Origin of the sequence: Micromonospora sp. II (assembly GCF_001709195.1) — a bacterium.
GTDB lineage: Bacteria > Actinomycetota > Actinomycetes > Mycobacteriales > Micromonosporaceae > Micromonospora > Micromonospora chalcea.
In genome coordinates, this window is sequence record NZ_LYXF01000078.1 from 137979 (window position 1) to 162949 (window position 24971).

The 24971-nt window shown below is 73.8% G+C and carries 22 protein-coding genes; 9 read left to right on the forward strand and 13 right to left on the reverse strand.

The features are described 5' to 3' along the window. Positions 1–66 precede the first annotated feature (66 nt). On the reverse strand, positions 67–426 hold the full coding sequence (locus tag A8711_RS29060; protein ID WP_069089950.1) for a helix-turn-helix domain-containing protein: 360 nt from the start codon (positions 424–426) through the stop codon (positions 67–69). An 81-nt stretch (positions 427–507) separates the two neighbouring features. Between A8711_RS29060 and A8711_RS29065 the strand changes: the two genes are divergently transcribed. Then, a complete protein-coding gene (locus A8711_RS29065; RefSeq protein ID WP_064447484.1) occupies positions 508–1488 on the forward strand; it encodes a zinc-dependent alcohol dehydrogenase family protein in 981 nt (326 codons plus the stop codon). A gap of 91 nt (positions 1489–1579) precedes the next feature. Here the strand turns inward: A8711_RS29065 and A8711_RS29070 are convergent, their stop codons facing one another. Continuing rightward, positions 1580–2620: an App1 family protein gene (locus A8711_RS29070; RefSeq protein ID WP_369830133.1), complete on the reverse strand. Its 1041-nt coding sequence runs from the start codon at positions 2618–2620 to the stop codon at positions 1580–1582. 119 nt (positions 2621–2739) lie between these two features. On the opposite strand from A8711_RS29070, the gene A8711_RS29075 reads away from it, so the two are divergent. The 4 genes from A8711_RS29075 (at position 2740) to A8711_RS29090 (ending at position 6923) form a co-directional block, all read left to right on the forward strand. Beyond that, the gene (locus tag A8711_RS29075) at positions 2740–4344 is read left to right on the forward strand and encodes a hypothetical protein (protein WP_069089952.1); all 1605 of its coding nucleotides are present in this window, start codon (positions 2740–2742) and stop codon (positions 4342–4344) included. A 16-nt stretch (positions 4345–4360) separates the two neighbouring features. Further along, on the forward strand, positions 4361–5164 hold the full coding sequence (yaaA, locus tag A8711_RS29080; RefSeq protein ID WP_083297128.1) for a peroxide stress protein YaaA: 804 nt from the start codon (positions 4361–4363) through the stop codon (positions 5162–5164). 109 nt (positions 5165–5273) lie between these two features. Beyond that, positions 5274–5927 (forward strand): hypothetical protein, encoded by a 654-nt coding sequence (locus A8711_RS29085; RefSeq protein ID WP_030499746.1) that lies wholly within the window; start codon positions 5274–5276, stop codon positions 5925–5927. 54 nt (positions 5928–5981) lie between these two features. Continuing rightward, positions 5982–6923: a TAXI family TRAP transporter solute-binding subunit gene (locus tag A8711_RS29090; protein WP_083297126.1), complete on the forward strand. Its 942-nt coding sequence runs from the start codon at positions 5982–5984 to the stop codon at positions 6921–6923. Between the two features lie 12 nt (positions 6924–6935). On the opposite strand, the gene A8711_RS29095 is transcribed toward A8711_RS29090, so the two are convergent. Both A8711_RS29095 and A8711_RS29100 read right to left on the reverse strand, forming a co-directional pair. Next, positions 6936–8387 (reverse strand): HAMP domain-containing sensor histidine kinase, encoded by a 1452-nt coding sequence (locus tag A8711_RS29095; protein ID WP_064447481.1) that lies wholly within the window; start codon positions 8385–8387, stop codon positions 6936–6938. A gap of 10 nt (positions 8388–8397) precedes the next feature. Beyond that, a complete protein-coding gene (locus A8711_RS29100) occupies positions 8398–9054 on the reverse strand; it encodes a response regulator transcription factor (protein ID WP_043325105.1) in 657 nt (218 codons plus the stop codon). A gap of 83 nt (positions 9055–9137) precedes the next feature. Between A8711_RS29100 and A8711_RS29105 the strand changes: the two genes are divergently transcribed. Both A8711_RS29105 and A8711_RS29110 read left to right on the forward strand, forming a co-directional pair. After that, positions 9138–9476 (forward strand): DUF952 domain-containing protein, encoded by a 339-nt coding sequence (locus tag A8711_RS29105; RefSeq protein ID WP_043325106.1) that lies wholly within the window; start codon positions 9138–9140, stop codon positions 9474–9476. Positions 9477–9541: 65 nt separating this feature from the next. Continuing rightward, entirely contained in the window at positions 9542–10084 is a 543-nt protein-coding gene (locus A8711_RS29110) for an acyltransferase (RefSeq protein WP_030499741.1), read from the forward strand. A gap of 55 nt (positions 10085–10139) precedes the next feature. Here the strand turns inward: A8711_RS29110 and A8711_RS29115 are convergent, their stop codons facing one another. From A8711_RS29115 to A8711_RS29125, 3 genes are all read right to left on the reverse strand, one after another. Further along, the gene (locus tag A8711_RS29115) at positions 10140–11888 is read right to left on the reverse strand and encodes a CDP-glycerol glycerophosphotransferase family protein (RefSeq protein WP_069090033.1); all 1749 of its coding nucleotides are present in this window, start codon (positions 11886–11888) and stop codon (positions 10140–10142) included. 188 nt (positions 11889–12076) lie between these two features. Beyond that, on the reverse strand, positions 12077–13360 hold the full coding sequence (locus A8711_RS29120; protein WP_043325107.1) for a nucleotide sugar dehydrogenase: 1284 nt from the start codon (positions 13358–13360) through the stop codon (positions 12077–12079). 3 nt (positions 13361–13363) lie between these two features. After that, positions 13364–14923: a glycosyltransferase gene (locus tag A8711_RS29125; protein WP_069089953.1), complete on the reverse strand. Its 1560-nt coding sequence runs from the start codon at positions 14921–14923 to the stop codon at positions 13364–13366. Positions 14924–15232: 309 nt separating this feature from the next. Here A8711_RS29125 and A8711_RS29130 point away from each other — a divergent pair, with 309 nt between their 5' ends. Beyond that, entirely contained in the window at positions 15233–16399 is a 1167-nt protein-coding gene (locus A8711_RS29130) for a hypothetical protein (protein WP_069089954.1), read from the forward strand. A gap of 9 nt (positions 16400–16408) precedes the next feature. Here A8711_RS29130 and A8711_RS29135 read toward each other — a convergent pair whose 3' ends face one another. Together A8711_RS29135 and A8711_RS29140 are read right to left on the reverse strand one after the other, a co-directional pair. Continuing rightward, on the reverse strand, positions 16409–18286 hold the full coding sequence (locus A8711_RS29135) for a hypothetical protein (RefSeq protein WP_069089955.1): 1878 nt from the start codon (positions 18284–18286) through the stop codon (positions 16409–16411). Between the two features lie 11 nt (positions 18287–18297). Then, positions 18298–19758: a hypothetical protein gene (locus A8711_RS29140; protein WP_069089956.1), complete on the reverse strand. Its 1461-nt coding sequence runs from the start codon at positions 19756–19758 to the stop codon at positions 18298–18300. Positions 19759–19934: 176 nt separating this feature from the next. Between A8711_RS29140 and wecB the strand changes: the two genes are divergently transcribed. Beyond that, entirely contained in the window at positions 19935–21023 is a 1089-nt protein-coding gene (wecB, locus tag A8711_RS29145) for a non-hydrolyzing UDP-N-acetylglucosamine 2-epimerase (protein WP_043325111.1), read from the forward strand. Between the two features lie 75 nt (positions 21024–21098). On the opposite strand, the gene A8711_RS29150 is transcribed toward wecB, so the two are convergent. Genes A8711_RS29150 through A8711_RS29165 form a run of 4 tightly spaced genes read right to left on the reverse strand, consistent with a single transcriptional unit; the run spans position 21099 to position 24886 of the window. Continuing rightward, on the reverse strand, positions 21099–21704 hold the full coding sequence (locus A8711_RS29150; protein WP_064447476.1) for a hypothetical protein: 606 nt from the start codon (positions 21702–21704) through the stop codon (positions 21099–21101). Further along, complete coding sequence (locus tag A8711_RS29155; protein ID WP_030499733.1) at positions 21701–23083, reverse strand: glycosyltransferase; 1383 nt, start codon at positions 23081–23083, stop codon at positions 21701–21703. Before A8711_RS29155 ends, A8711_RS29150 begins: the two co-directional genes overlap by 4 nt. Then, positions 23080–23643 (reverse strand): hypothetical protein, encoded by a 564-nt coding sequence (locus A8711_RS29160; protein WP_051611092.1) that lies wholly within the window; start codon positions 23641–23643, stop codon positions 23080–23082. The genes A8711_RS29155 and A8711_RS29160 overlap by 4 nt, the downstream gene beginning before the upstream one ends. 28 nt (positions 23644–23671) lie before the next feature. Next, the gene (locus A8711_RS29165; RefSeq protein WP_223201138.1) at positions 23672–24886 is read right to left on the reverse strand and encodes a glycosyltransferase; all 1215 of its coding nucleotides are present in this window, start codon (positions 24884–24886) and stop codon (positions 23672–23674) included. Between the last annotated feature and the right edge of the window lie 85 nt (positions 24887–24971).

Below are 24971 nucleotides of genomic sequence, written 5' to 3' on the forward strand. Positions count from 1 at the left end.
GCGAGTACCGCCAGAACAGCCACGGCGGCCGGCACTGAGACAGCGTCTTCGGTTGGGCGGGTTGGTTCAGCGCTCGTTCTGTTCCTGGAAGTCGATGATCGCTTCGCCGTTGTCTCGAGCCCAGTCGGTCAGAACCTTGATCGGCTCGACCAGGGTCTGCCCGAGTGGAGTGAGGCTGTACTCGACGCGTGGGGGTGCCTCGGCGTAGGCGTGGCGTTCGACCAGGCCGTATGCCTGCAGGCGGCGCAGGGTCTGGGTGAGAACCTTGTGGGAGATGCCGCCGATGAGTTGGGCCAGCTCGCCGGGGCGCCGGGGTTGCAGGCTGAGTGCGAACAGCACGATCACCGCCCACTTCTCGGTGATGATCTCGACGGCCAGGCGGGTGGGGCAATCGGCGAGGAAGACCGGGCCCGGGGTGTCGTGCACAAAGTCGAAAGGTACCAGCGGGTTCCTATCGGCTCCGTAGCGTCTTGCGGCGAAGCCCTTCAGGAACGCAAGGAGCCATTCATGCCACGAGTAGTCGTGTTCGACGAGACCGGCGGTCCGGACGTTCTGCGCGTCGTCGACGAGCCGGTCGTCGAGCCCGCGGCCGGCGAGGTACGCGTACGGATCGAGGCCTTCGCGGTCAACCCGCTCGACCAGATGGTCCGGGCCGGGCAGTCCCCGCGGCCCGTGCCGTTGCCGCACGCGCGGCTGGGCGTCGAGGGGACCGGTGTGATCGACGCGCTCGGGTCCGGGGTGACCGGGCTGGCCGTCGGCGACCCGGTCATCCTCGGTGCGATACCCGACTTCGAGACCAGGGGTGCGTACGCCGAGTACACAGTGCTGCCGGCCGACCGGGTCGTGCCACGGCCCGCCGGGCTGGAGCCCGTCGCTGCGGCGGCGCTCTGGGTGTCGTACTTCACCGCCTACGGCGCGCTGGTGGACAGAGCCGGGATGCGGCCCGGGGACCAGGTCCTGATCACCGCGGCGTCGGGCGGTGTCGGGCGGGCCGCGATCCAGATCGCCAACCAGATCGGCGCCGTGCCGATCGCGGTCACCCGGCAGAGCGCCAAAGTGGAGAGCCTGTTGGCCGCCGGAGCCGCCGCGGTGATCGCCACCGACCGGGAGGACATCGGGGAGGCCACCCGGCGGCACACCGGTGGGGTGGGCGCCGACATCATCCTGGACGCTGTCATGGGCCCGGGCCTGGCCGAGCTGTCGCTGGCTGCGAAGCTCGGCGGCACCCTGGCCACGGTGGGCTGGCTGGACCCGCGCCCGGCGTCGTTCCCGGCGAATCCGTCACTGACCATCTATCGCTACATGAGTTTTGCGGACATGGTCGACCCGGTGACCGCCCGGCGCGTCGCCGCGTTCCTGGCCGCTGGTGTCCGCACCGGCGTGCTGCAACCGATGGTGGACCGGGTGTTCACGTTGAACGACATCGTCGAGGCGCACCGGTACCTGGAGAAGGGAACGGCGACGGGCAAGATCGTGGTGACGCCGTGACAGTCGGCCGCCGATCATGAGGTTGACGGCAGTTGTCGATCTCTACAAGGCGGTCAACCTCATGATCGACGCGAAGAGGAGGGGCCGGCGGTCAGACCAGGTCGGCTTCTCGGAGGAGCTTCCAGAGGCCGGCGCCGTCGGGGGCGCTCAGCCACTTCTGGCCGACCGGGCCGGAGGACGGCCGTCCGGCGGGGGCGGGCAGGCTGCCGGCCAGCACCGACTGGGTCGGCGACAGCTGCCGGATCGCCACCCCTGCTACGTGGTCCGGGTGCGCTGCGGCGAACTCCCGGTAGATCTCCGGGTCGTGCTGCCCGTCGTCGCCGATCAGCAGCCACCGCACCTMGGGGAACTCCCGGGACAGCCGGGCCAGCGTGGCCCGCTTGTGCTCCCGGCCGCTGCGGAACCACCGGTCGGCGGTCGGCCCCCAGTCGGTGAGCAGCAGCGGCCCGGCCGGGTAAAGGTGGCGGGACAGGAACCGGGTCAGCGTCGGCGCGACGTTCCAGGCGCCGGTGGACAGGTAGAAGACCGGGGCGCCCGGGTGGGCGGTGGCCAGCCGCTCGTACAGCACCGCCATGCCCGGCACCGCCGTGCGGGCGTGCTCGTCCAGCACGAACGTGTTCCACGCGGCCAGCAGCGGCCGGGGCAGCGCGGTCACCATGACGGTGTCGTCGATGTCGGAGAGGATGCCGAACCGGACGGCCGGGTCGAGCACGCGGACCAGCGCCTCCACCGGTTCGGCGTCGGCGACGCTGAGGCGTACGCAGCCCCAGCCGGGGGTGAAGTCGGCCTCGATCACGGTGTCGACGAACCCGCTGCGGTCGGCGGTCACCTCCTGGCGCACGCCGTCGGCCTCGATGGTCACCCGGATGTGCTTGGCGGGCAGCGTGGCGAAGCTGCGCCAGCCCCGCACCTTGTCCAGGCGGCCCCGCCGCCGGGTGTCCGGGCGGCCCAGCAGCACCCGGCAGAGCACCCGCGCCCAGCCCGGGGCGCCGTAGCCCGCGTACGCGATGATGTTGGGCTGCCACCCGGTGCGCCGCAACCGGCGCTCGACCAGGCCGTGCACGGCGTCCTCGAAGCGCGCGGCGCGGTGCAGTCGCGGTACGGCAAGCTGGTCCGGTGGTGTGGGTGGCACGCTGCAACACTGCCACACCCAGCCGGGCCCGGCCACGCGAGTGATCCACACCGATCGGCCCTCGGAGCCGCGTTCCGCCGTGACAGACTGCGGTCGGGGCGACGACGGGGGCGTTGGTCGTGTCGACGACGAAGCGGGACCGGGTGCGGCCGCGTCCGGACGCGCCCGCGCTGGTGGCGTTGCTGCTCGGTGTGGCCGGAGTCGGCTACCGCCTGGTGCTGACGCTGCTCACGGTGCCCGCGTCGAACAGCGACGAGGCCACGTTCGGGCTGGCCGCGCTGCACATCGCCGAGCGCGGTGAGCGGCCGGTCTTCCTCTACGGCCAGCGCTACATGGGCGTGCTGGAGTCCTACCTGGCCGCGCCGCTGGTCGGCTGGGCCGGGCCGAGCTGGCCGGTGCTGCGGCTGCCGCTGCTCGCGCTGTTCGCGGTGTTCCTGTGGCTGGCGTACCGGCTGACCCGCCGCCTGTTCTCCCCCTGGCTGGCGGTCGTCGTGGTGGGCCTGCTGGCGCTCGGCTCGGAGCGGGTGGTCCGCGACCAGCTCACAGTGGTCGGCGGCCGTCCCGAGGTGAAGCCGGCGGTGCTGGCGATGCTGCTGCTCGCGGTCGCGCTCGGCGAGGAGCGGGTCCGGCACCGCTGGCTGGCCACCGGCGCGTTCGGGCTGCTCGCCGGGCTGGCGCTCTGGTCGGACTGGCTGATCGCGCCGTACCTGCTGGTGGCGGGCGTGGTGCTGGTCCTGGCCATGCCCCGGGAGCTGATCGGCTGGCCGGGCGTGCTGCTGGTGGCGGGCTTCGCCGCCGGGATCGCGCCGATGGTGAAGGACAACATCGTCGCGCCGGCCGGACAGGACTCGCTGTCGGTGTTCCGGGAGATCAGCACCAAGGAGGGCGTCGCGCCGTCGCTCGCCGAACGGCTGCGCGGCGGACTGCTGGAAGGGGTGCCGCTGGCGTCGGGCATGTGCCCGATGGACGGCTGCGCGCGCTGGGCGCAGTGGTTCGGCGTGCTCTACCCGGTGCTGCTGGTGGCCGCCGCGGCGCTCGGGCTGGTCGCGTACCGCCGGGCCGCCGACCACGCCGCGCGGGTCCGGGCCGCGGCGATCCTCGCGCTGGTAGTGGGCGCGGCGTTGACCCTGCTGGCGTACGTGCGCAGCCCGCTCGCCGCGACCGACCCGCTCGGCAACTCCAGGTACCTGTCGGTGCTGCAGATCTCGCTGCCGGCCGTGCTGTGGCCGCTCTGGCTGGCCGCCGCGCACGCGCTGCGCAGAACCGCCGGTCCGGCCGCCCGGTTCGGCGGCGCCACGGCGGCGGTGGTGCTGGCCGGGCTGACCGCCGCCACGGTCGCCGGGACCGTGGCGTTCCTGCCCGGCGTGCCGGGCGTACGGGACGAGGAGCGCACGGCCCGCCGCCTGGCCGACACGGTGCGGGAGGCCGGTCTGCACGAGGTGTACGGGGACTACTGGACCTGCAACCGGCTGATCTTCAACACCGGGGAGACGGTGGCCTGCGGCGTGCTCGACGGGGCGCTGACGCCCGGGCAGAACCGCTATCCGGCGTACTGGCAGCGGGTGGCGCGCGCGCAACAGCCCGGGTACGTGCTGGACGTCGGCTCCCCCGCCGAGCGCACACTGCGTCGGCTGCTGGGTGACCGCGCCGACGCGGCGGTGGTGGCCGAGGTGGGCGGCAGTCGCGTGTACCACCCCGACCGTGCCGTACGGCCGTGGCGCTGAGCCCGGCCCGTACGCTGTGCCGGTGCTCATCCTGCTGCCCCCGTCGGAGGGGAAGGCCGAGGCCGGCACCGGCCGCCGGCTGGACCTGTCCCGGCTGTCCCTGACCGAGCTGAACCCGGCCCGGGAGGCGGTGCTGACCTCGCTCGTCGACCTGTGCGCCGGGCCGGACGAGACGGCGGCCCTGGCCGCGCTGGGCCTCACCGAGGGGCAGCGCGGCGAGCTGCGCCGCAACGCCCGGCTGCGGGAGGCGGCGACCGCCCCGGCCGGGCGGCTCTACACCGGCGTGCTCTACGAGGCGCTGGGCCTGGACACGCTGCCGCCCGACGCGCAGCGGGCGGCCCGCCGCCAGGTGCTGATCAGCTCCGGGCTGTGGGGCGCGGTACGCCTCCCCGACCGGATCCCGCCGTACCGCTGCCCGATCGGGGCGCGGCTGCCCGGGCTCGGGGCGCTGTCGGCGTACTGGCGTGGCGCGCTCGGGCCGGTGCTGGAGCCCGCCGCCGGACGCGGCCCGGTGCTGGACCTGCGCTCCGGCGCGTACGCGGCCACCTGGACGCCGCGCGGCGCGCTCGCCGAGCGGACGGTGACGGTGCGGGTGCTGCACGAGCGGACCGTGGACGGCACGCCGACCCGGTCGGTGGTGAGCCACTTCAACAAGGCGACGAAGGGCCGGCTGGTACGGGATCTGCTGCTCGCCGACGCCCGGCCGCGTACCGCCGACGCGCTGGTGGGGGCGCTGCGGGAGCTGAAGTACACGGTCGAGGAGGCGCCCCGGGCGGCCGGGCGGCCCCGGCAGGTCGACCTGGTGGTCACCGAACTCTGACCGGCGGGCTTCCCGCAAATTTTGCTCAAGGCTCGGCCGCATCGGTTCCCGACCCGGCCGTTGGCGGCAACGGTAGAGGTACCCCGACTCTGACCGAGGAGCTGCGCCGATGCTCGCCGAGCCCACCTCGCTGCTCGACCGCCCCCGCCCGTCCCCGCCGCTGGACTGGCTGACCCTGACCGACGCCTTCGAGATCGCCTGCATGGTGCGCTGCACGCCGCCGCCGGCCGCCGACGTACGCCGCCTGGACCCCGGACCGCACCGGGGCGGGATCGCCGAGTTCAACCGCGAGGACGCGGCGCACCGGATGCGGCAGCTGCTGGGTCGACTCGACGTGCCGGTGCAGCACGAACTGACCACCGGTGGCCTGCGCCGCCGCTACGAGCTGCACCGGCTGGCGGTGCCGCCGCAGCACCGGGCGGCGTACGCGAATCTGCTCACCACCGGCTGGCGGCAGGGCCGCCGGGAGCTGCTCGGCGGGCCGTTCCCGGGCGCCTCGGCGGCGCGGCGGCTCTGGCGGCCCCGGCTGGCGGCGGCGGCCTGGCGGGCGGCGCTGCTCGCCGGCGGCCGGCACGTACGCCGGCACTGCCTCGGCATCCGGCTGGCCGACCGTGACCTGGCCGCGGTGCTGGTCCGCAGCGCGGCGCTGCTGGAGGTGCCGGCGGCGTTGCGGCCGGGCGCGGGCTGCTTCCTGGTGATCGTGCCCAACGGGGAGCACCGGACCCGGATCACCGAGAGCGCGGAGCTGGCCGCCGCCGGCTGACCGGCCCGGCGGCGGGCTTGCGCGGCGGCGGGTGCACGGCGCAGAGTGCAGCCCGTGAGCCGACACTGGCCTGTGCGCGCCGCCGCCCCGCTCGTGCTGGTGCTGCTGCTCGTCTCCGGCCTGGCCGGATGCCGGGACGAGCCGGCCGAGCCGACCCGGATCCGCATCGCCACCGGCAGCCCGACCGCCGTCTACCACGCCTTCGGCCAGTCGCTCGCCGCCGTGCTCAACCGGGAGCTGCCCGGGGTACGGGCCGAGGTGGTGGTCACCGCCGCCTCGGCGCAGAACGTCCGGCTGGTCGGGTCCGGCGCGGCGGAACTGGGCTTCACCCAGGCCGACGTGCTCCCGGCACGTGAACCCGAGCATCCGTCCGTGCTCGCCGTGGCCCGCGTCTACGACGACCTGCTGCACCTGGTCACCCGCGCCGGCGGCCCGATCCGCACGCTCGCCGACCTGCGCGGCCGGCGGGTCTCGGTGGGCGCCGACGGGTCCGGCACCGAGATCACCGCCACCCGCCTGCTGGAGGTGGCCCAGCTCGACGGCGACCGGATCCGCCAGGAGCACCTCGGGCTGGACGACTCGATGACCGCGCTGCGGGAGGACCGGATCGACGCGTTCTTCTTCTCCGGCGGACTGCCCGTACGCGGCGTCGCCGACCTGGCCGAGCGGACCTCGCTGCGGATCGTGGACCTGGGCGAGTGGACCGAGGCGCTGCGCCGCGGGTACGGGCAGGTCTACGTGACCCGGGACATCCCCCGCTCCATGTACCAGGCGGAGCCGGTCAGCACGGTGGCGAACCCGAACTACCTGATCGTCCGCGCCGACCTGCCCGCCGCGCTGGTGCGCGACGTGACCCGCCTGCTGATGGAGCGCCGGGCGGAACTGGCCGCCGCGCACCCGGCGGCGGGCCGGATGAGCCAGCGGTCGGCGATCGTCACCACCCCGCTGCCGCTGCACCCGGGCGCGGCGCAGTGGTACCGCGCCGCGAAGCCCTGAGCCCGCGCGCGGTCAGCGGGTGGCCGGCTCGCCGTCGTGTCGCGGGCCCACCGGCTCGGCGGTCTCGGCCTCCCCGCCGGCCTCACCCGGATCGTCGGCGGGCGCCGGGAACCACAACTCGGCGACCAGGCCCCGGGGCTCGCCCCGGCGCATGGTGAGCCGGCCGTCCGAGGCGTCCACGAGCACCGCCGCGATGGTCAGCCCGAGGCCCGCGCCGTCCACGTTCTGCACGTCCGGCGCCCGCCAGAACCGTTCGGTTGCCTGGTCGAGCTGGCTGGCCGTCATGCCCGGGCCGGTGTCCCGGACGGTGAGCGTCGTACCGCCCTCGGCGGCGCGGACCGTCACCGTCACCTCTCCCCCGGCGCCGCTGAACTTCACCGCGTTGTCGATCAGGGCGTCCAGCGCCTGGTCGATCGCGGTGGGTACGGTGCGGGCGTACACCGGCTCGCCGTCCGCGTCCAGGCGCAGCGCGACGTCGCAGTGCCGGGCCAGCGGCAGCCAGGCGGACACCCGGGACGCGGCGGTGGCGGCGGCGTCCACGGTGACCCGCTGGTTCTCCTCCCGCTCGGCGCGGGCCAGGGTCAGCAGCGCGTCGAGCACGGTGGCCAGCCGGTCGGTCTCCTCCAGCGCCAGCCGGTGCTCGGCCCGCCCGTCCGCGTCGCTGAGGCTGGGACCCAGTTCCTCGACCCGCAGCCGCAGCGCGGTCAGCGGGTTGCGGAGCTGGTGGCTGGCGTGCGCGACGAAGGCGCGCTGCCGGTCCATCACGTCGGAGACCGCGTCGGCCATGTCGTTGAAGCTCGTCGCGAGCCGGCGCAGCTCGGGTGGGCCGAGCCGGGGGCGCACCCGCGCGGTCCGGCGGCCCTCGGCGATCTCGTGGGTCACCGCGTCCAGCTCGGTCACCGGGCGCAGCACCCAGCCGGCCAGCCCGAACGCGGTGGAGACGCAGGCCAGCACCGCGAGCAGGCCGATGCCGGCCAGCAGCAGCCACCACGCGCTGACGGTGCGGCGCACCCCGTCCGCCGGGCTGGTGGTCACCACCGCGCCGAGCACCTCGCCGCCGTCGTTGATCGGCACGGCCGTCACCACCGGCCCGCCGTCCCACGGCCAGACCGACTCGGGGCCGCTGAACTGCTGCCCGGACAGCGCGGTGTCGAGCGCCGCGCCGGTGCCCGCGCCCGGCTCCCAGGCCGACGAGGCGGCGACGGTACGGCGCTCCCGGTCCACCACCGCGGCACCGATGCCGTAGAGGGCGTCGTAGGCGGCCAGTTCCCCGTCGAGCGGACCGGGGCTGCCGCCGCGCAGCGCCGGGCCGGCGAGCGAGGCGAACCGGGTGGCGTCGGCGAGGCGGTCGGCGCGTACCCGGTCGGTCTCCCGGGAGGCCAGCGTGAACGCCAGCGGCGTCTCCAGGGCGATCAGGACGAGCACCATCAGCAGCAGGTAGCTGATCACCAGTCGGCGCCGCACGGGCCCCTCCTCACGCGCCGCGGAGCCGGTAACCGACCCCGCGCACGGTCTCCACCAGCGTCGCGTCGCCGAGCTTGCCGCGCAGCGACCCGACGTGCACCTCCACGGTGTGCCGGTCGGCCCAGGTGGTGCCCCACACGTCGAGCAGGATCCGCTCGCGCGGCACCGCCACCCCCGGCTGGCGGGCCAGCGAGAGCAGGATGTCGAACTCCTTGCGGGTGAGCGACACGTCCCGGCCGTCCACGCTCACCGTCCGGCCGCCGACGTCGATGCGCACCGGCCCGGCCTCGATGAGGTGACGCTCCGGGACGGTGTGCGCGGCGCGGCGCAGCACCGCCTCGATCCGCGCCTGCAACTCCACCATCGAGAACGGCTTGACCACGTAGTCGTCGGCGCCCAGCCGCAGGCCCAGCACCCGGTCGCGTTCCTCGCCACGGGCGGTCACCGCGATGATGCCGAGCTGGCTGCTGCGGCGGCGCAGCTCGCGGCACACCTCGGTGCCGTCGCCGTCGGGCAGCGTCAGGTCGAGCAGCACCAGGTCGCAGGGGGCGGCGGAGAGCGCCGCGGCGACTGTGGCGGCGTGTTCCACCTGGTAGCCGCGCCGGGTCAGCGCGGACGACAGCGCGGCGGCGACCCGACGGTCGTCCTCGACCAGGAGGATCCGCACCCGTTCCTCCCTCCGCTCGACGTGTGCCCTGCGAATGGTGGCAGACGCGCCGCCGGGACGCGAGGCCGCTCTAGGCTGCTGGCGTGATCTACAAGATTCTCTCCGACGACGAGTGGGCGCGGGCACGGGCGGACGGGCGGTTCGCCGGCACCGCGATGGACCGGCAGGACGGCTACGTCCACCTGTCCGCCGCCGACCAGGTGGTGGAGACCGCGCGGAGGTTCTTCGCCGGGGTCACCGGCCTGACCGTGCTCGCGGTGGACGAGTCCCGGCTCGGCGACGCGCTGCGCTGGGAGGCCTCCCGCGGCGGCGCGCTGTTCCCGCACCTGTACGCCGCGCTGCCGGTGGACGCTGTCGTCGCCGCGCATCCGCTGCCGGCCGACCGGCCCGCCGCCGACGCGGTGGCCGAACTGCTCGGGTGAGCGCTCGTTATGCTGCGTCGAGCCCGCCCGACGGCGCGACGCGCCCTGCCACGATGCGAGTTGAGATGACTGACAGCAACGACCGGTCCGCCTCCGTCTTCGTCCACCCGACGGCCGACGTGGAGGACGGCGCCAAGGTCGGCGACGGCACCAAGGTCTGGCACCTGGCGCACATCCGGTCGAGCGCGCAGGTCGGCGCCGGCTGCGTGATCGGCCGCAACGTCTACGTCGACGCGGGCGTCACGGTGGGCGACCTGGTGAAGATCCAGAACAACGTCTCGGTCTACCAGGGCGTGACCATCGAGGACGAGGTGTTCGTGGGTCCCTGCGCCGTGTTCACCAACGACTTCCGCCCGCGCGCACAGAATCCGGACTGGACGATCACGCCGACGCTGATCCGGCGTGGCGCCTCGATCGGCGCGAACGCCACGCTCGTCTGCGGCATCGAGGTGGGCGAGTACGCGATGATCGCCGCCGGTTCGGTGGTGACCCGCGACGTCAAGCCGTACCAGCTGGTGGCCGGCAACCCGGCCCGGCCGAAGGGCTGGGTCGACGCCAAGGGCGAGGTCGTCTCCCGCGACGTCGACAACCCGCCGCACCAGGGCTGACCAGGCGACGAGGGGCGACGACCAGGCCGGTCGTCGCCCCCGTCACGGTTACGCCTCAGCCGCAGAGCCGGCCGACCTCGTCCCGGAAGCGGTCCATCGGGTTCGACCCGGCCGGGCCGAGCAGGTACTCCTTCAGCTCCCGTCGCGCCCCGGTCATCGGGTCGTCGCCGGACCGCGTCACGTCGAGGATCTTCGCCAGCTCGCCGCAGTCCGCCGAGAGCAGGTACGCCGCGCGCGCGGTCGGGAACTGCCGGCGGAACTCGTCCTCGGACAGACCGGCCGGGTTCGCCACCACGTACGGCCGCTCGCTCTGCACGAAGTCGGAGACCACGCTGGACACGTCGCTGACCAGCAGGTCGGTGACGTTGAAGCAGTCGAACAGCCCCGGCGTGCGGCCGGTGACCACCAGGTGCGCGGTCCCGTCCAGCGAGGACGGATCGATGTCGCCGCCGGCCGCCTTGATCCGGCCCACGATCCGCTCGTGCACGGCCCGCGCCTTCGCCGACCGGCTGCCGGTCAGCGGGTGCGGCTTGTAGATCACCCGCACGTCACCGGCGGCGAGCAGGCCGGAGACGATCCGCTCCCCCATCAGCACCAGCGAGGTGTGGTACGGGTCGTCGTCGAGCCAGCCCTCCCAGGTGGGCGCGTAGAGCACGGTGAAGCGGTGGTCGGCGGCGCCGGAGCCGAACGTGTGCACCCCGGCGAGCTGYGGCCGGCCGACCTCCACGATGTCGCGGTCCAGCACGCCGACGTCGGCGCGCGCGTACCGCTCCCGCCCGGCCGGCCCGGCCACCCAGACCTCGTCGTACACCTTGCTGTACGGATTCACGCTCGCCTGCTTGTCGCTGTCGCCGTGGCCGACGAAGACGTGCTTGACGCCCGGTTCCCGCAGCAGGTGGATGTTGGCGCCGACGTTCGCGGCGTACAGCGCCACGCGCAGCGAGCTGAGGTCGAGGTTCATGAAGTCGACGCCGGCCGGCACGCAGATGACCGGCAGCCGGGTGTCGGCGAGCTGCTCGAACGCGTCAGCGGCGCGCAGCAGAACCACCGCGCGGCGACCGGTCGCCTCCACCGGCGCGAGCCACATGTTGGCCTGGTAGACGTCCTTGGCCGGGCCGGCGAAGTAGAGCGCGACCTCGGGCCGTTCCCGGGCGAGCCAGTCGTGCACGGCGGGCAGCACGCCCGGCTGGCTGCCCCGGCCGCGCAGCGCGGTCAGCGCCAGCACCGCGGCGGTGACCAGGCCGACGGCGAGCGTCACCAGGCCGGTGACCACCACCGGGGCGACCTGGTCGAGCGCGGCGGCCGCCACCGCCGCCGGCACCAGAAGCACGTTGAGCAGCGGCATGTTCAGCCCGGCCAGCCACCGCGCCCAGGCCGGCGGCACCGGGACGCGCCGCAGCGCGCCGAGGTCGATGTTGCGGGTGTACGCCGGGGGGTCGACCCGCCCGTCGATCACCTTCGTCACCGCGTTCGTGGCTACCGCAACGGTCCAGAGCGCGGCGGGCAGCAGCAGCACCGCGATCGTGCCGGCCACGCCGGGGCGGGCCGAGACGACCACCAGCAGGACCACCGACAGGTCCCGCACCAGCCGCCGGAAGGTCTCGCCGAGCCCGGCCTTGTCGAGCAGTTCGGCGGTCGGAGTGTGCCGCCCGGCCAGGGCCAGTTCACCGGCGAAGGCGACCACGGCGGCCACCGCGAACGGCACCACCAGGCCGAGTACTCCGGAGAGGACCATGACCGCGTAGCCGAGGAGCGTCGCGCCCACCGCGGCGAGACCCTGCTGGCTGCGAATTCTGCTCAACAACGACACGCTCCCTGTCTGCCCCGACGTCGGCCAGGTTCGATTCGGACCGCTGCGACCCTAAACGGGTCACATGACACAAGTATTGCCGGGGTGTCCGGCAGGTGAACGGCGGACGCCGATCGGCTGGTGGCGACACGCGACGGGCCCCGGCCGTGATCACGGCCGGGGCCCGGTACGCGCGTGTGCGGTCAGCCTCCGATGACCACCCGGCGCACGCCGGTCCAGCGCTCCGGGTCGGTGACCCGCCGGCCGTCCACGAGCACCGTCACGCCGGGCAGGTCGGCCGGGGACAGCGTGCGGTACTCCGCGTGGTCGGCCTGGATCACCGCGGCGCCGAGCGGCTCGCCGTCGTAGCCGGGCAGGCCGTGCGCGGCCAGCTCCTCGTTGCTGTACATCGGGTCCGACACGTACGGCACCGCGCCCCGGCGGCGCAGCGCCTCGACGGTCGGGAAGACGCCGGAGAAGGCGGTCTCCTTGACGCCACCGCGGTAGGCGGCGCCGAGCACCAGCACGCCGACCCCGGTCAGGTCGCCGTACGCGGCGGCGAGCAGGTCGACCGCGTACTCCGGCATGGCCGCGTTGGCCTCGCGGGCCGAGCGCACCACGGTGGCGGCCGGGTCGTTCCACAGGTACATCCGCGGGTAGATCGGGATGCAGTGGCCGCCGACCGCGATGCCCGGCGAGTGGATGTGGCTGTACGGCTGCGTGTTGCACGCCTCGATGACCTTGGTGACGTCCACGCCCACGGTGTCGGCGAAGCGGGCGAACTGGTTCGCCAGGCCGATGTTCACGTCCCGGTAGGTCGTCTCGGCGAGCTTGGCCAGCTCGGACGCCTCGGCCGAGCCGAGGTCCCACACGCCGTTGGGGCGGTCCAGGTCGGGCCGCTCGTCGAAGTCGAGCACCGCCTCGTAGAACCGGACGCCGTGCGCGGCCGACGTCTCGTCGATGCCGCCGACCAGCTTCGGGTAGCGGCGCAGGTCGGCGAAGACCCGGCCGGTGAGCACCCGCTCGGGGCTGAACACGAGGTGGAAGTCGGTGCCGGCGGTGAGGCCGGAACCCTCGGCGAGCATCGGCGCCCAGCGGTTGCGGGTGGTGCCGACCGGCAGCGTGGTCTCGTAGCTGACCAGCGTGCCCGGCTTCAGCCCACGGGCGATGGCCCGGGTGGCGTCGTCCATCCAGCCGAAGTCCGGCACGCCCTCGGCGTCCACGAACAGCGGCACGACCACGACGACCGCCTCCGACTCGGCGACCGCGGCGGCGGTGTCGGTGGTGGCCGACAGCAGGCCGGCGGCGACCGTCTCCTTCAGCTTGACGTCCAGGTCGGCCTCGCCCGGGAAGGGCACCGCACCGTCGTTCACCAGCTGGACGACCCGCTCGGAGACGTCGGCGCCGATCACCCGGTGCCCCTTGGACGCGAACTGCACGGCCAGCGGCAGACCGATCTTGCCGAGCGCGACGACGCAGATGTTCATGAACTACTTTCCTCCTCGGGGGAGCCGGCGCCGAAGACGGGCCGCGACCCGGCGAAGCGTCACCGGCCAGACGGTGAACGCCAAGTGACCTTTGTGGTTGTTGTTGATCGTGACCAGATGCAGTCGGGTGCCGTCGCGGTACACCACCCGGTGGATCAGCGGCGGCCGGAACCCCCGCACCGGGACGGCGGCGCTGTCCGCCACCCGGACCCGGACCGCCCGGGTCGTTCCCGCCGGACCGAGGTCGGCCGCCAGATCCGGGAGCCGGAACGTGGCCTCCACAGTCGTGCCCATCGGGTCGGCCGGCAGCAGCCGCACGGCGGCCTCCGCCTCACCCACCCGCACGGACATGTCCCCGCCGACCAGGTCGGCGAGATCCGGCCGGGGACTGCGGGCGAGGATCTGCACCCGCCGGTCACCGTCGGGCCCGGTCACCGAGCGTACCGAAACCGCGGTCAGCGCGGCGAGCCACCGGCTCGCCGCCGGCTCCAACTCGTACCATTCGTCACTCAGGCCACCCGCCTCACCGAAGCCCGGGAACGCGGCGAACCAGCGCTGGTCGCGGACCACCGTCGAGGGCAGGCCGTCGGCGGCGGTCAGCCGGATGATCGCCACCAGGTCCTCCGGCCGGCCGTACGCGGCCGTGCCGACGAGCACGCGGGTGGCCGCGTCGAGCCGGTCGCGGATGCCGTCGGTGAGGTACTCCCGGACCAGCTTGCCGACCCGCGACCGGACCTGCTCCCGGGTCTCGGCGTCGAGTTTGAGGTAGTCGGGGCGGAACAGCTTCGCAATCTCCCAGGCGAAGTGGCGCCGCAGCACCGCGTCGCGCCGCTGCCCCGGCTCCACCATGTCGGCCACGAACCGGACGATGCGCTCCACACACTCCAGCCGGGCGAGATGGTCGCTGCGGTAGGTGATGTTCGTGGAGTTGAGGCGCTTGACCGCGAAGTAGTAGTCGTAGTCGGCGAGCACCGAGATGCGGGCCGCCCGCAGGCACGCCTCCAACGTGAACGGCTGGTCGCTGCCGACCGCCATGTCCTCCGGGAAGCGCAGGTGGTGACGCTCGATCAGGTCCCGCCGGAACAGCTTCGTGTTCGACAGCGAGAACGGCAGCGGCGAGTCGAACAGGTCGATGTCGGACCGGGTCCGGTCGTAGATCTCCTGGTGCACGTAGCGCTTGTTCACGCCGACCATGCGGCCGAGCACCACGTCCGAGCCCCACCGGTCGGCCGCCGACACCAGCCGCTCCAGCGCCTCGCGGYCCAGGTGGTCGTCGGCCCCGATGAAGAACACGTACCGGCCGGTGGCCAGGTCCAGCGCCCGGTTGCTGGGGGCGGCCGGCCCGCCGGAGTTGGGCTGGTGCACCACCGTCAGGACCGAGGGGTACGCCGCCGCGAACCGCTCCAGCTCCGCGCCGCTGCCGTCGGTGGAGCCGTCGTCGACCGCGACGATCTGCAGCCGGTCGTGCCCGATCGTCTGGTTGACGAGCGACTCGAGGCAGGTGGTGAGGTCCGGCATGGTGTTGTACACCGCGACGACGACCGTGACGTCCGGTCGGCTCACCGCCCGGCCGCCGTCCGGGCCGAGGTGTCGATCGTGACGGCGCCCCGTGCCGCGGCTGCCGCCCCCAGGTCCGCCGCAGAGATCGCCCCGTCAGAACCCATGCCCGTCCGTCTCCGTGTCAACCACTGTCGCACGTGCGACCCGAGCGAGTGTACGACAAGCGCGGCGCGGGAGGCCGATGCCCGGCCGTGCCGGGAAGCCGGTGTCGCCGTTGCTACCCTGCACCCGGCTCCGGGCGAGCGCTCCCGCCGGCCGCCGACGCCCCGGACGCCGACGCCGGGGGCGAAGATCACTCGGACAGGACCACGCATGACCGCACCGACGCGCGGCCAACAGCCGCCCGCGGAGACGGTTTCCCAGCACCGGGCCTCCTTCGGGCACCGGCTGGCGACCGCCTTCCGCAACGCCCTGCCCGCGCTCGTCGGCTACGTCGCCGTGCGGGCCGTCGGGCTGGTCACGCTCTGGCTCTGGGCCCGCGCCACCGGGGCCCGGCCGGCCGCGCTGCTCACCGGGTCCGACGGCGTGTGGTACCTGCGGATCGCGCGCGACGGCTACGACGGCTACGCCCGGGTCCAGAGCGACATGGCCTTCTTCCCGCTCTATCCCCGCCTGGTCGGGGCGCTGGAGCCGTTGACCCCGCTCGGCGCGCGCGCCACCGCGCTGGCGGTCGCCGCCGTTGCCGCGCTCGCCGCCGCCTGGGGTCTGTTCGCGGTCGGCGAGCGGCTGTACGACCGCCGCGTCGGCATCCTGCTCGCCGTGCTCTGGGGCGTGCTGCCGCACAGCATCGTGCAGAACATGAGCTACAGCGAGGGGATCTTCACCGCGTTCGCCGCCTGGTCCCTGTACGCGCTGCTGCGCCGCTCGTGGCTGCTCGCCGCCGTGCTCAGCCTGTGCGCCGGACTGACCCGGCCGACCGGCTCCGCGTTGCTCGCCGTGGTCTGTCTCGCGGCGCTGATCGCGGCGTTGCGCCGCCGCGACGGCTGGCGCCCGTGGGCCGCGCTGGTGATCGCGCCGGCCGGCTGGGTCGGGTACCTGGCCTGGGTGGGCCGGCAGACCGGGCGGCCGGACGGCTGGTTCCACATCCAGGACGCCGGCTGGGGCACCACCTTCGACTTCGGCGCCGACACGGTCCGGGTGGCGCAGCGCGTGCTGGCGCAGCCCACGGCGCTGACCATGTACGTGGTGACGCTCGTGGTGCTGATCGCGCTGGCGCTGTTCGTGCTCAGCGCCCTCGACCGGCAGCCCTGGCAGCTCCTGCTCTACAGCGGCCTGATCCTGCTCACCACGCTCGGCGCGGCCGGCTACTACCACGCGAAGGCGCGCTTCCTGCTGCCCGCGTTCCCGCTCCTGCTGCCGGTCGCCGTCGCGCTGGCCCGGGCCGGCTGGGCCCGGGCCGTCACCGTGCTGACCCCGCTGCTGATCGTCTCCGCCTACTTCGGCGGCTACGTCCTGATCATCTGGAACCGGTCGCCGTAGGCGCGCCGCTCAGTTGCTGAACGGCCGCACGTCCCAGAGCCACACGTCGTCGACCTGGCGGCCCGGCCCGTACAGGGCGTCGAGCACCACGCGCAGGTCTTCCTGCCTGCGGTGCTTGGGCAGCGCCACCGCGTCCGCACGCCAGTAGCGGGCGTCGGCGCGGGCCTGGGCGACCTCGGCCGGCGTCACGTCGGTGCCGCGCTTGCCCTCCGCGACCAGCGTGAGCAGCTTCGCCGTCGGCTGCGGCTCGACGCCCCACCGCCCGGTCGGGTCCTCCTTGGACGTGGGGGCGAGGAAGTAGCCCTGCGGGACCGCGAACTCGGCCAGCGCCGCCGAGCCCCAGTAGACCGAGGTCATGTTCGCCACCGGCACCGGCACCAGGGTGCGGCCGGGGGCCACGTGGTCACGCCAGGTGCCGGCGGTGACGAAGTCCGGCACCGCGGGACGGCCCTGGGCCGGCAGCGGGGTGGGCAGGATCGGCACCAGCGCGGCAGCCACCGCGACGACAGCGATCCGGGCCGGCAGCCGGTCCCCGTCACGCGCGAGACTCGCCACCCGGTCCAGGGCCAGCGCCAGCAGGACACCCACGGCCATGGTGGTGATGAACCCGAAGCGGGCCACCACCACGGCGTCGAAGACCGGAAGGTGCTGCAGCAACGCGAACGGCGCCGGGATCGTGGTCCGCTCGGTGCCCCAGGTCCAGGTGGTGCCCATCGACAGCAGCGCGCACACCACGGCGACCAGGGTCAGCACCCGGACGGTGACCTCCTTGCGCAGCCACCACGCGGCGGCGACCGCCACCACCACCAGCGACCAGCCGAAGAAGCTGACCTGCTCGGTGGTGTTCGGGCCCCACCCGCCGGCGCTGGTCGGGCTGCCGGCGATCGACTCGGTCGCGTAGCGCACGTAGGAGCCGAGCTTCAGGGCGTAGACGTCGGGGCCGCCGGGGTGCCCCATCCGGTGCTGCGGCCCGAAGAACTGCATCCACAGCGGGTACGCGGTGACGACAGCGACCAGCGCGCCGGCCACCCCCAGCCCGCCCAGCAGCCGGGGGGCGCGCCGCAACGCGACCTTCGGCGCCAGCGCGAGATGGGCCAGCGCGGCGAGCAGGCAGCCGAGCGCGAGCAGGAAGAGGATCTCCACGCTGATGAAGAACTGTGCCGCGATCAGCGCGCCGAGCACCAGCCCGTCCCGCAGCACCCGACCGCCCCGGGCCAGCGCCAGCACCCGCCAGCCGATCAGCGGCACCAGCCACTGCGCGGTCATGTGCGGGTGCCCGTTGCTGTGCGACACCAACGCCGGCGCGAACGCGCAGAACAGGCCGCCGACGAACGCGGCGGCACGGGACCGCACCACGTGCCGGGACAGCACGTGGTACCAGGCGTAGCCGGTGCCGACCAGGTTGAGCGTCATCAGCAGCACGTACGCCGTCGGGGCGCCGAACAGCAGCGTCACCGGCGACAGCAGGATCCCGGGCAGCTGCATGCCGACGTTGGTCATCAGGTTCACGCCGTCGGGGGCGTTCTGCGCGGTGGTGAAGAACGGGTTCTCCAGGTGCCGGACCGCGTGCGCCGCGTACGCCAGCATCCACTCGTTGAACCCCTGGTCGTCCGGGCGGCTGCCGAGCAGGCGTCCGTCCGGGTTGCGCCACCCGCGGGCGGTCACCAGGAGCGCCCAGGCCAGGTAGACCGCCGCGACGACGCCGTCCCACCGGCTCCACCGCCGGACCGGCCGCTCGCCGGTCCCGTCGCCGGCCTCGGTGCGGCCGCCGTCGTCCGTCCCGGTCTCCGCCGGCTCCGGCGCCTGGCGGACCTCCGTGTCGCCGGGCGAGGTGTCGCCGGGAGTGGCCGCAGCGGGGTCGGTGGGACGGGTGTCCGGAACGGTCATGAGGCAGGAGTTTACGGCTGCGCGGCGTCGTCGCCCGGCACCCCCCGGGCCGCCCGCCCGGCGCGTCTCCACGGCCTGGTCAGCGCCGCGTCGAGCGCCGCCACGGCCAGCACCACCAGGCTGATCCGCAGGTAGATCGCCTCCTGGATGCCGAACCGGCTGTACTCCCCGGCGGACAGCATGAGGCTGGCGAGCACACTGACCAGGCTCACCACCACACCGAGCACGCCGGCCAGGACGAGCCACGGCCGCCGGCGGACCGCGCCGGTGAGCACGCACGCCAGCACCATCGCCACGACGGCGCCGGCGAGCAGAGGAAGCACCAGGTCGCGGCGCGGGTACCAGACCCTCTCGACCGCGTCCGGCAGCATCGACACCGGGCGGCCGTACGTGTGCAACTCGGTGCTGCCCAGCGCCATCGGCAGGATCCGGCCGACCATGATCTCGCGGTAGTGATCCGGCTCGGCCATCGCGTACCGGAAGCCGATTGCCATCTCGTGCTCCTCGGCCCACCGCTGCAGTTCGGGGCAGTTCGCGTACGCCTCGGAGAACTTGCGGACGTTCCACCGCCGGACCAGGCTCGGGTCCTCGATCGCCACGCAACGCGGCATGCCGAGCTCGCGGTGGTAGACCTGCCGAATCTCCGGGTCGCGCTGCACCTCGACCATCAGCCGGTAGAGGAACGTCTCGTCGGTCTGCGAGCGGCCCGACGCGCTCCACTTGGCGAACGTCTCGTCGGTGGGACCGAGCAGCGCCGCGTTCCAGCCCAGCCCGGCGCCGATCGCGACCAGCGCCACCACCGCCGCCCAGCGGTGCGGGCGGCTGCGCCACGCCAGCACCGCCAGCACCGCCGGCACCAGCGCGATGAACAGCAGCATGTCCTGCCGGACGAACATCCACCACACGGTCACCACGACCGTGGCGGCGAGCAGCGGCCACGAGCGCCGGCGCACCCAGAGCACCAGCAGGCCGAACGCGAGCAGGCCGAGGCTGATGGAGAGCGACTCGGCGGTCAGCGTGTGGTCCCACACGTAGACCGCGCGGGTCAGCGCCAGCACGAACAGCGCGACCCCGGCGCAGACCCGGGCGGTCGTGCCGCGCAGCATCGTCCAGAGCGCCAGCACGAGCACCACCCACGCCGCGGTGCTGATCAGGGCCTGCGCCCACGCGCGGGCCGGATCGCTGCCGGCGAGCGTGTAGAGCAGCGGCGTGCCCCACAGTCGCGGCGCGTGCCCGGTGAAGGAGAGCGTCGCGGTCGGGTTCGGCCCGTCGAGCAGCCCGGCGTACGACCGGGTGTCGAAGGTGCGGAACGCCTCGGCCCGCGCGGCGATACTCAGCCGCGCGGCGACGAACGCGACGACCAGACCCGCGAGCACGAGCTGCGCGGGGCGCGGCCGGGGACGCGGCCGCCGGGCGGCGGGCGGCTCAGCCGGCTCCTGCGGGCGCTCTTGAACGACCGACGACTCGACCATGACGGGATTTCCTCGCGCTCGTGCCGGCCTTGTCGGCGTCCAGAAGCGGAATGCCCCGATGTTAGCCTGGATCGCCCGCGTGGGGGTTCCCCTCACCGGCCGGCGCAGCCGGTTCCGCGGGGCGCCCACGGACGCCGCCCCGGTCGGACGGACAGTCAATCGGAGGGATCACCCACATGAAGGTCGTCAGCATCGTTGGCGCCCGGCCCCAGCTGGTCAAACTCGCACCGATCGCCGCGGCGTTCGCCGCCACGGAGCACGAGCACGTCATCGTGCACACCGGGCAGCACTACGACGCCGACCTCTCCGACGTCTTCTTCTCCGGGCTCGGCATCCCCGACCCGGACGTGCACCTGGGCATCGGTTCCGGCAGCCACGGCGTGCAGACCGGCAAGACGCTGGCCGCCCTCGACCCGGTGCTCGCGGCCGAACGACCCGACTGGGTGCTGGTGTACGGCGACACCAACTCCACGCTGGCCGGCGCGCTGTCCGCGGTGAAGATGCACCTGCCGGTGGCCCACCTGGAGGCGGGGCTGCGTTCGTTCAACCGCCGGATGCCGGAGGAGCACAACCGCGTCCTCACCGACCACTGCGCCGACCTGCTGCTGGCGCCCACCGAGGAGGCGGTGCGCCACCTGTCCGCCGAGGGCCTGGCCGCCCGTTCCGTGCTGGTCGGCGACGTGATGGTAGACGTGTGCCTGCGGGTGCGTGACGCGGTGCTGGCCGGTGACCAGCCGCGCCCCGAGCTGCCGGCCGGCATCGACCCGGACGCGCCGTACCTGCTGGCCACGCTGCACCGGGCGGAGAACACCGACGACCCGGAGCGGCTGGCCGCACTGGTGGGCGCGCTCGCCGAGCTGCCGGTGCCGGTCGCCCTGCTGGCGCACCCGCGCCTGCTGGCCCGGGCCGAGGAGCACGGCATCAAGCTGGGTGGCGGCGCGCTGCACGTGGGCCGGCCGCTGCCGTACGGCGGCATGGTGGCCGCGGTGCTCGGCTCCGTCGGTGTGGTGACCGACTCGGGCGGCCTGCAGAAGGAGGCGTACCTGCTGGACCGGCCCTGCACCACGCTGCGCCCGGAGACGGAGTGGGTGGAGACCCTCGCGGACGACTGGAACCGGCTGGTGCCGGACCCGTCCGCGCTGGGCGCCGACGGCTGGGTGCGGACCGCCACCCGGCCCCGGCCGGCCGCCGCGCGCGGCAACCCGTACGGTGACGGCCGCGCGGCCGAGAACGTGGTCCGGGTGCTCGCCGAGCACGCCCGCTGAAATCGGACCGGCCCGCCGGGCGCCGTCGCGATCGACGGTGCCGGCGGGCCGCTTCACGTGGTGCGGCAGGCGGCGTCAGGCCGCCGCGGTGAGCTGCGCCAACGGGGGCGGGTCGAGCGAGGTGGTGGCGACCACGTTCGGGAAGCGGCGGGCCAGCCGCCAGCCGAGCGTGATGGACAGCGCGTCGGAGGCCACGATCAGGTCGACCGGGTCGCGCTCCAGGTCCAGTTCGGACAGCCGCTTGTCGGCCAGCCGGGACAGCACCAGCGGGCGCACGTTCGAGTACGCCTTCATGAACACTCGCTTGTGGAACGCCCGGCTCAGGCGCTCCTGCCGCCGGCTGAGGCCGCTCGCCGTGCCGCCGCCGGCCAGCCGGCTCAGCCCGCGGGCCACCCGCCGGGGCCCGCTGGTGACCACGATCCGTTCGGTACGCAGCAGCGGATGCCGCTTCTCCGCGGCGCCGAGGGTGAACAGCCGCACGTTGGGCCGGCCGGCCAGGTCCGCCCAGTTGGTGTCGCTGAGGACCACCACGTCCAGCCGGGCGCCCTCGTCGAGGAGCCGCTCGGCCAGCGCCACGACCTTCTCGTGCGGTTTGTGGTTGAACGCCAGCAGCAGCGCCCGCGGCGTCCGGGACGCGCCCGCGGTGGGCGGCTGGTTGCCGGCTGCGTCGTCGAACGTCACGATGCGATCCTTCCCGCCTCGATCTTGCGCCTGACCATCGAGCGCAGCCTGGCCTCCAGCGGCGCCGTGACCGCCTGCCGGGTGAACGTGTCGGCGTGCGCACGCGCCTCGGCACGCTGCTTCGCCGACATGTCCCGGGCCGCCTTGCCGGCGGCGATCATCGACTCGGCGATGTCGTGCACGTCGAGGCTCTCCGGGTTGAACCAGAGGGGATAGCCGGCCAGCACGTCCTGCGCGGCGATGCCGGGCGCGTGCACCGAGACGATCGGGCTGCCGCTCGCCATGTACTCGAAGATCTTCCCGGAGGTGACGTACCGCGCGCCGCCGGCCAGGAAGACCAGCACGTCGCTGTCCTGGTAGACCTTGCCGACCTCGGTCTTGGAGACCGGGCCCCGGTAGTGGATGCCGTACTCGGGCAGCGCGTGCCCCTGCTCGCCCTCGACCAGGCCGAGCCGCGCGATGAGGTCGGTCTTGCCCTGCTTGAAGTAGCCGAGGTGACCGTGGATGTTCAGCTCCGCGTCGGCCAGGTCGGGATGCCGCCGGGCGATCTGGAACGCCTCGGCCATCTGCTCCACCGGCTGGGTGCTGTTCATGGTGCCGAGGAAGGAGAAGCGCAGCGGGCGGTCGCGGTCCGACTCGGACGGCGGCGTGGGCGCGTCGAGCTGGGTCAGCAGATCCGGGTCCCAGCCGTTGGGGACCACCATCATCCGGTCCGCGGCGTTCGGGTAGCGGTCGGCGTACCAGGCCAGCAGCGGCTGGTTGACGAAGATCGAGGCGGAGGCGTCGCGCAGGATCCGGCGCTCCCAGCGCCAGGCGGGGTGGCCCGGCTCGTACCCCGGCTCCTCGGTGAACATGTTGAGCGTCCAGGCGTCGCGGTAGTCGACGGCGAACGGCACGCCGGTGGCCTTGTGGATCATCCAGGCGGCGGCGAACGAGGCGAACGGGTTGCCGGTGGCGAGCACCACGTCGAAGCGCCGCCGGGCGTGCATCCGCAGCGCCTTGCGCACCGACGCCAGCGCCCAGGACAGGTAGTGCTCGGGGAAGAACTTCTTCAACCCGAAGTTGTAGAGGTTGCGGGCCAGGATCGGCGACATGCCCCGGAACCGGCCGTAGGCGTGCAGGTCACGTTCCCAGGCGAAGTGGCTGATGTTGGGCCGCTCCACCTGGACCGACGGGTGCACGGTCTCGGCCAGCTGCTCGTCGACCGAGCCGATCACGCGGTGCAGGAACGACAGCGGCGACGCGAAGGCGGTCACGTCCCAGCCGTGCTCGGCCAGGTAGTTCGCGGTGGCCCGGGCCCGGTACACGCCGCTGGCCCGCGACGGCGGAAAGTAGAAGGACAGGTACAGGATGCGCGGTCGGCGCGTCGGGCGCGTCATGGATTGTCCCCCTGGGCGGAATCCGGGTCGGGTCGGTTCTGGCCATCGGTCGCCACTCCAGAGTAGTCGTAACTGAAGCAGACTCTCGGGCTCGCGTGACCGCGTCGGCGCTCCAGCAGGCGCACCGCGTACGGCATCGCCACCGGATCGGTGACGACGAGCACATCCACCGTGGGACGCGCGCAGGCCCGGGCGAGAAGCCGGTCACGCTGGTCGCCGCGCATCCGCACGAACGCCCGGTGCGCCGGGTCGGCGAGGCGCCGCTGGAACGCGCGCTCGGCCCGCTTCGACACCTTCCGCAGCGGACCGCGGCCGATGGTCCGCAGCAGTTTGCGGGGCGCCTTGTACAGCGCCGCCTGTTCGACCCGGTCGGCCGGCAGCCGACGTTGCAGGGCGGCCAGGTCGATCACCCGCACGCCGGTGGCGAACGTCTCACGACTCCAGGGGCCCATCTTGTCGACCACCACGGTGGCGGCGCCCCCGTCGGCGATCACCTGGCGGGACTCCTCCACGACCGCGCGCCGCCGGACCGACCCGACGGACAGGAAAAGGACGTGCATCTCACTCCATCAGCTGCGGCGCCCGGCGTCAGACCGCCGGGTCGGCCTCGTCGGAGAACCACAGGCGGCGGTGCGTCTCGGCGACGGCGGCGTAGCCGTACCGGTCGGCGAGCGCCTTACGGGCGTGGGCCGGTTCGAGGTCGTCGGGGAACCGGGACCGCAGCCGCCGGTATCCGGCGACGATCGTCTCCGGGTCGTCTGTCACGTCGATCATCTGACCGGCGGCGTCCTCGATGCCGGCCAGCGTCCGCTCCGGACCGCCGCAGCGGGTGACCAGGACGGGCAGCCCGGCCGCGATCGCCTCGATGACCGCCACCCCGAACGTCTCGCGGCGGCTCGGGTGCACCAGCAGGTCGTGCTCCCGCATCAGCTCCAGCGCCCGCTCGGGCGGGACCGCCCCGGTGAACGTGACCGCGTCGGCCACCCCGAGCTCGGCCGCCCGGGCGGTCAGGCTCGCCAGCAGCGCGCCCTCCCCCACCAGCGTCAGCGTCAGTGCCGGGTCGTCCTGCCGGCACCGCGCGAACGCCTCCAGCAGCAGCGGTACGCCCTTGAGCTCGGAGAGCGCGCCGACGAACAGCCACCGGCGCAGCGCGGTGATCGGCGTCGGGCGGGGCCGGTCGAAGGAGATCGGGTTGGCGATCGCGCCGATCCGGTCCGCGTGGTGCGGGAACGCCTCGACCAGCGGGGCCCGGACGCCCTCGCCCACGGCGAGGAAACCGGCGCACCGGTCGAGCACCTCGTCGTACATCTCCCGGCCGCGGGCGGTCTCGAGCACCTTGTCCAGGAAGCTGGCGTGCTCGGTCACGTAGACCCGGGTGTCCGGGCCGGCGTTGCGGATCGCCGCCCAGCCGCTGGGCAGCCCGACGTGGGCGTGCACGACCGGTGCGGTGAGCGGACGGCCGCCGAGGGCCGCGCGCAGCGCCTCGTCGTGCCGGTCGGCGATCTCCGCGTGCCCCAGCCCGCGGGGCACCGGCACCGGGACGTAGACCAGGTCGGCGCCGCCGACGGTCGGGGTGCGGTGCCGGGCGTGGCCGAGCAGGACGCGGTGGGCGTCCTTGACCCGGCGCTCAGCCGCCGGATCGAGGGCGGCCACCCAGGCGTCGCAGTGATAGACGGTCATCCGGTCGGAAACCGGTGCGGTCGCATCGACCATCGCCTGGACGAACGAGCCGCGGAAGGGCAGTTCGCGGGTCGGGAACCAGGGCGTGAGGACGACGACGTCCCGTGCTGAAGTTGCCGGCACCCGAACCTTCCTCGCCGCAAGTAGGGACCGCGCCACGTTAACATGCACGAACCGCGCTCGCCGACCACGCGGGTCGGCGTTGCGG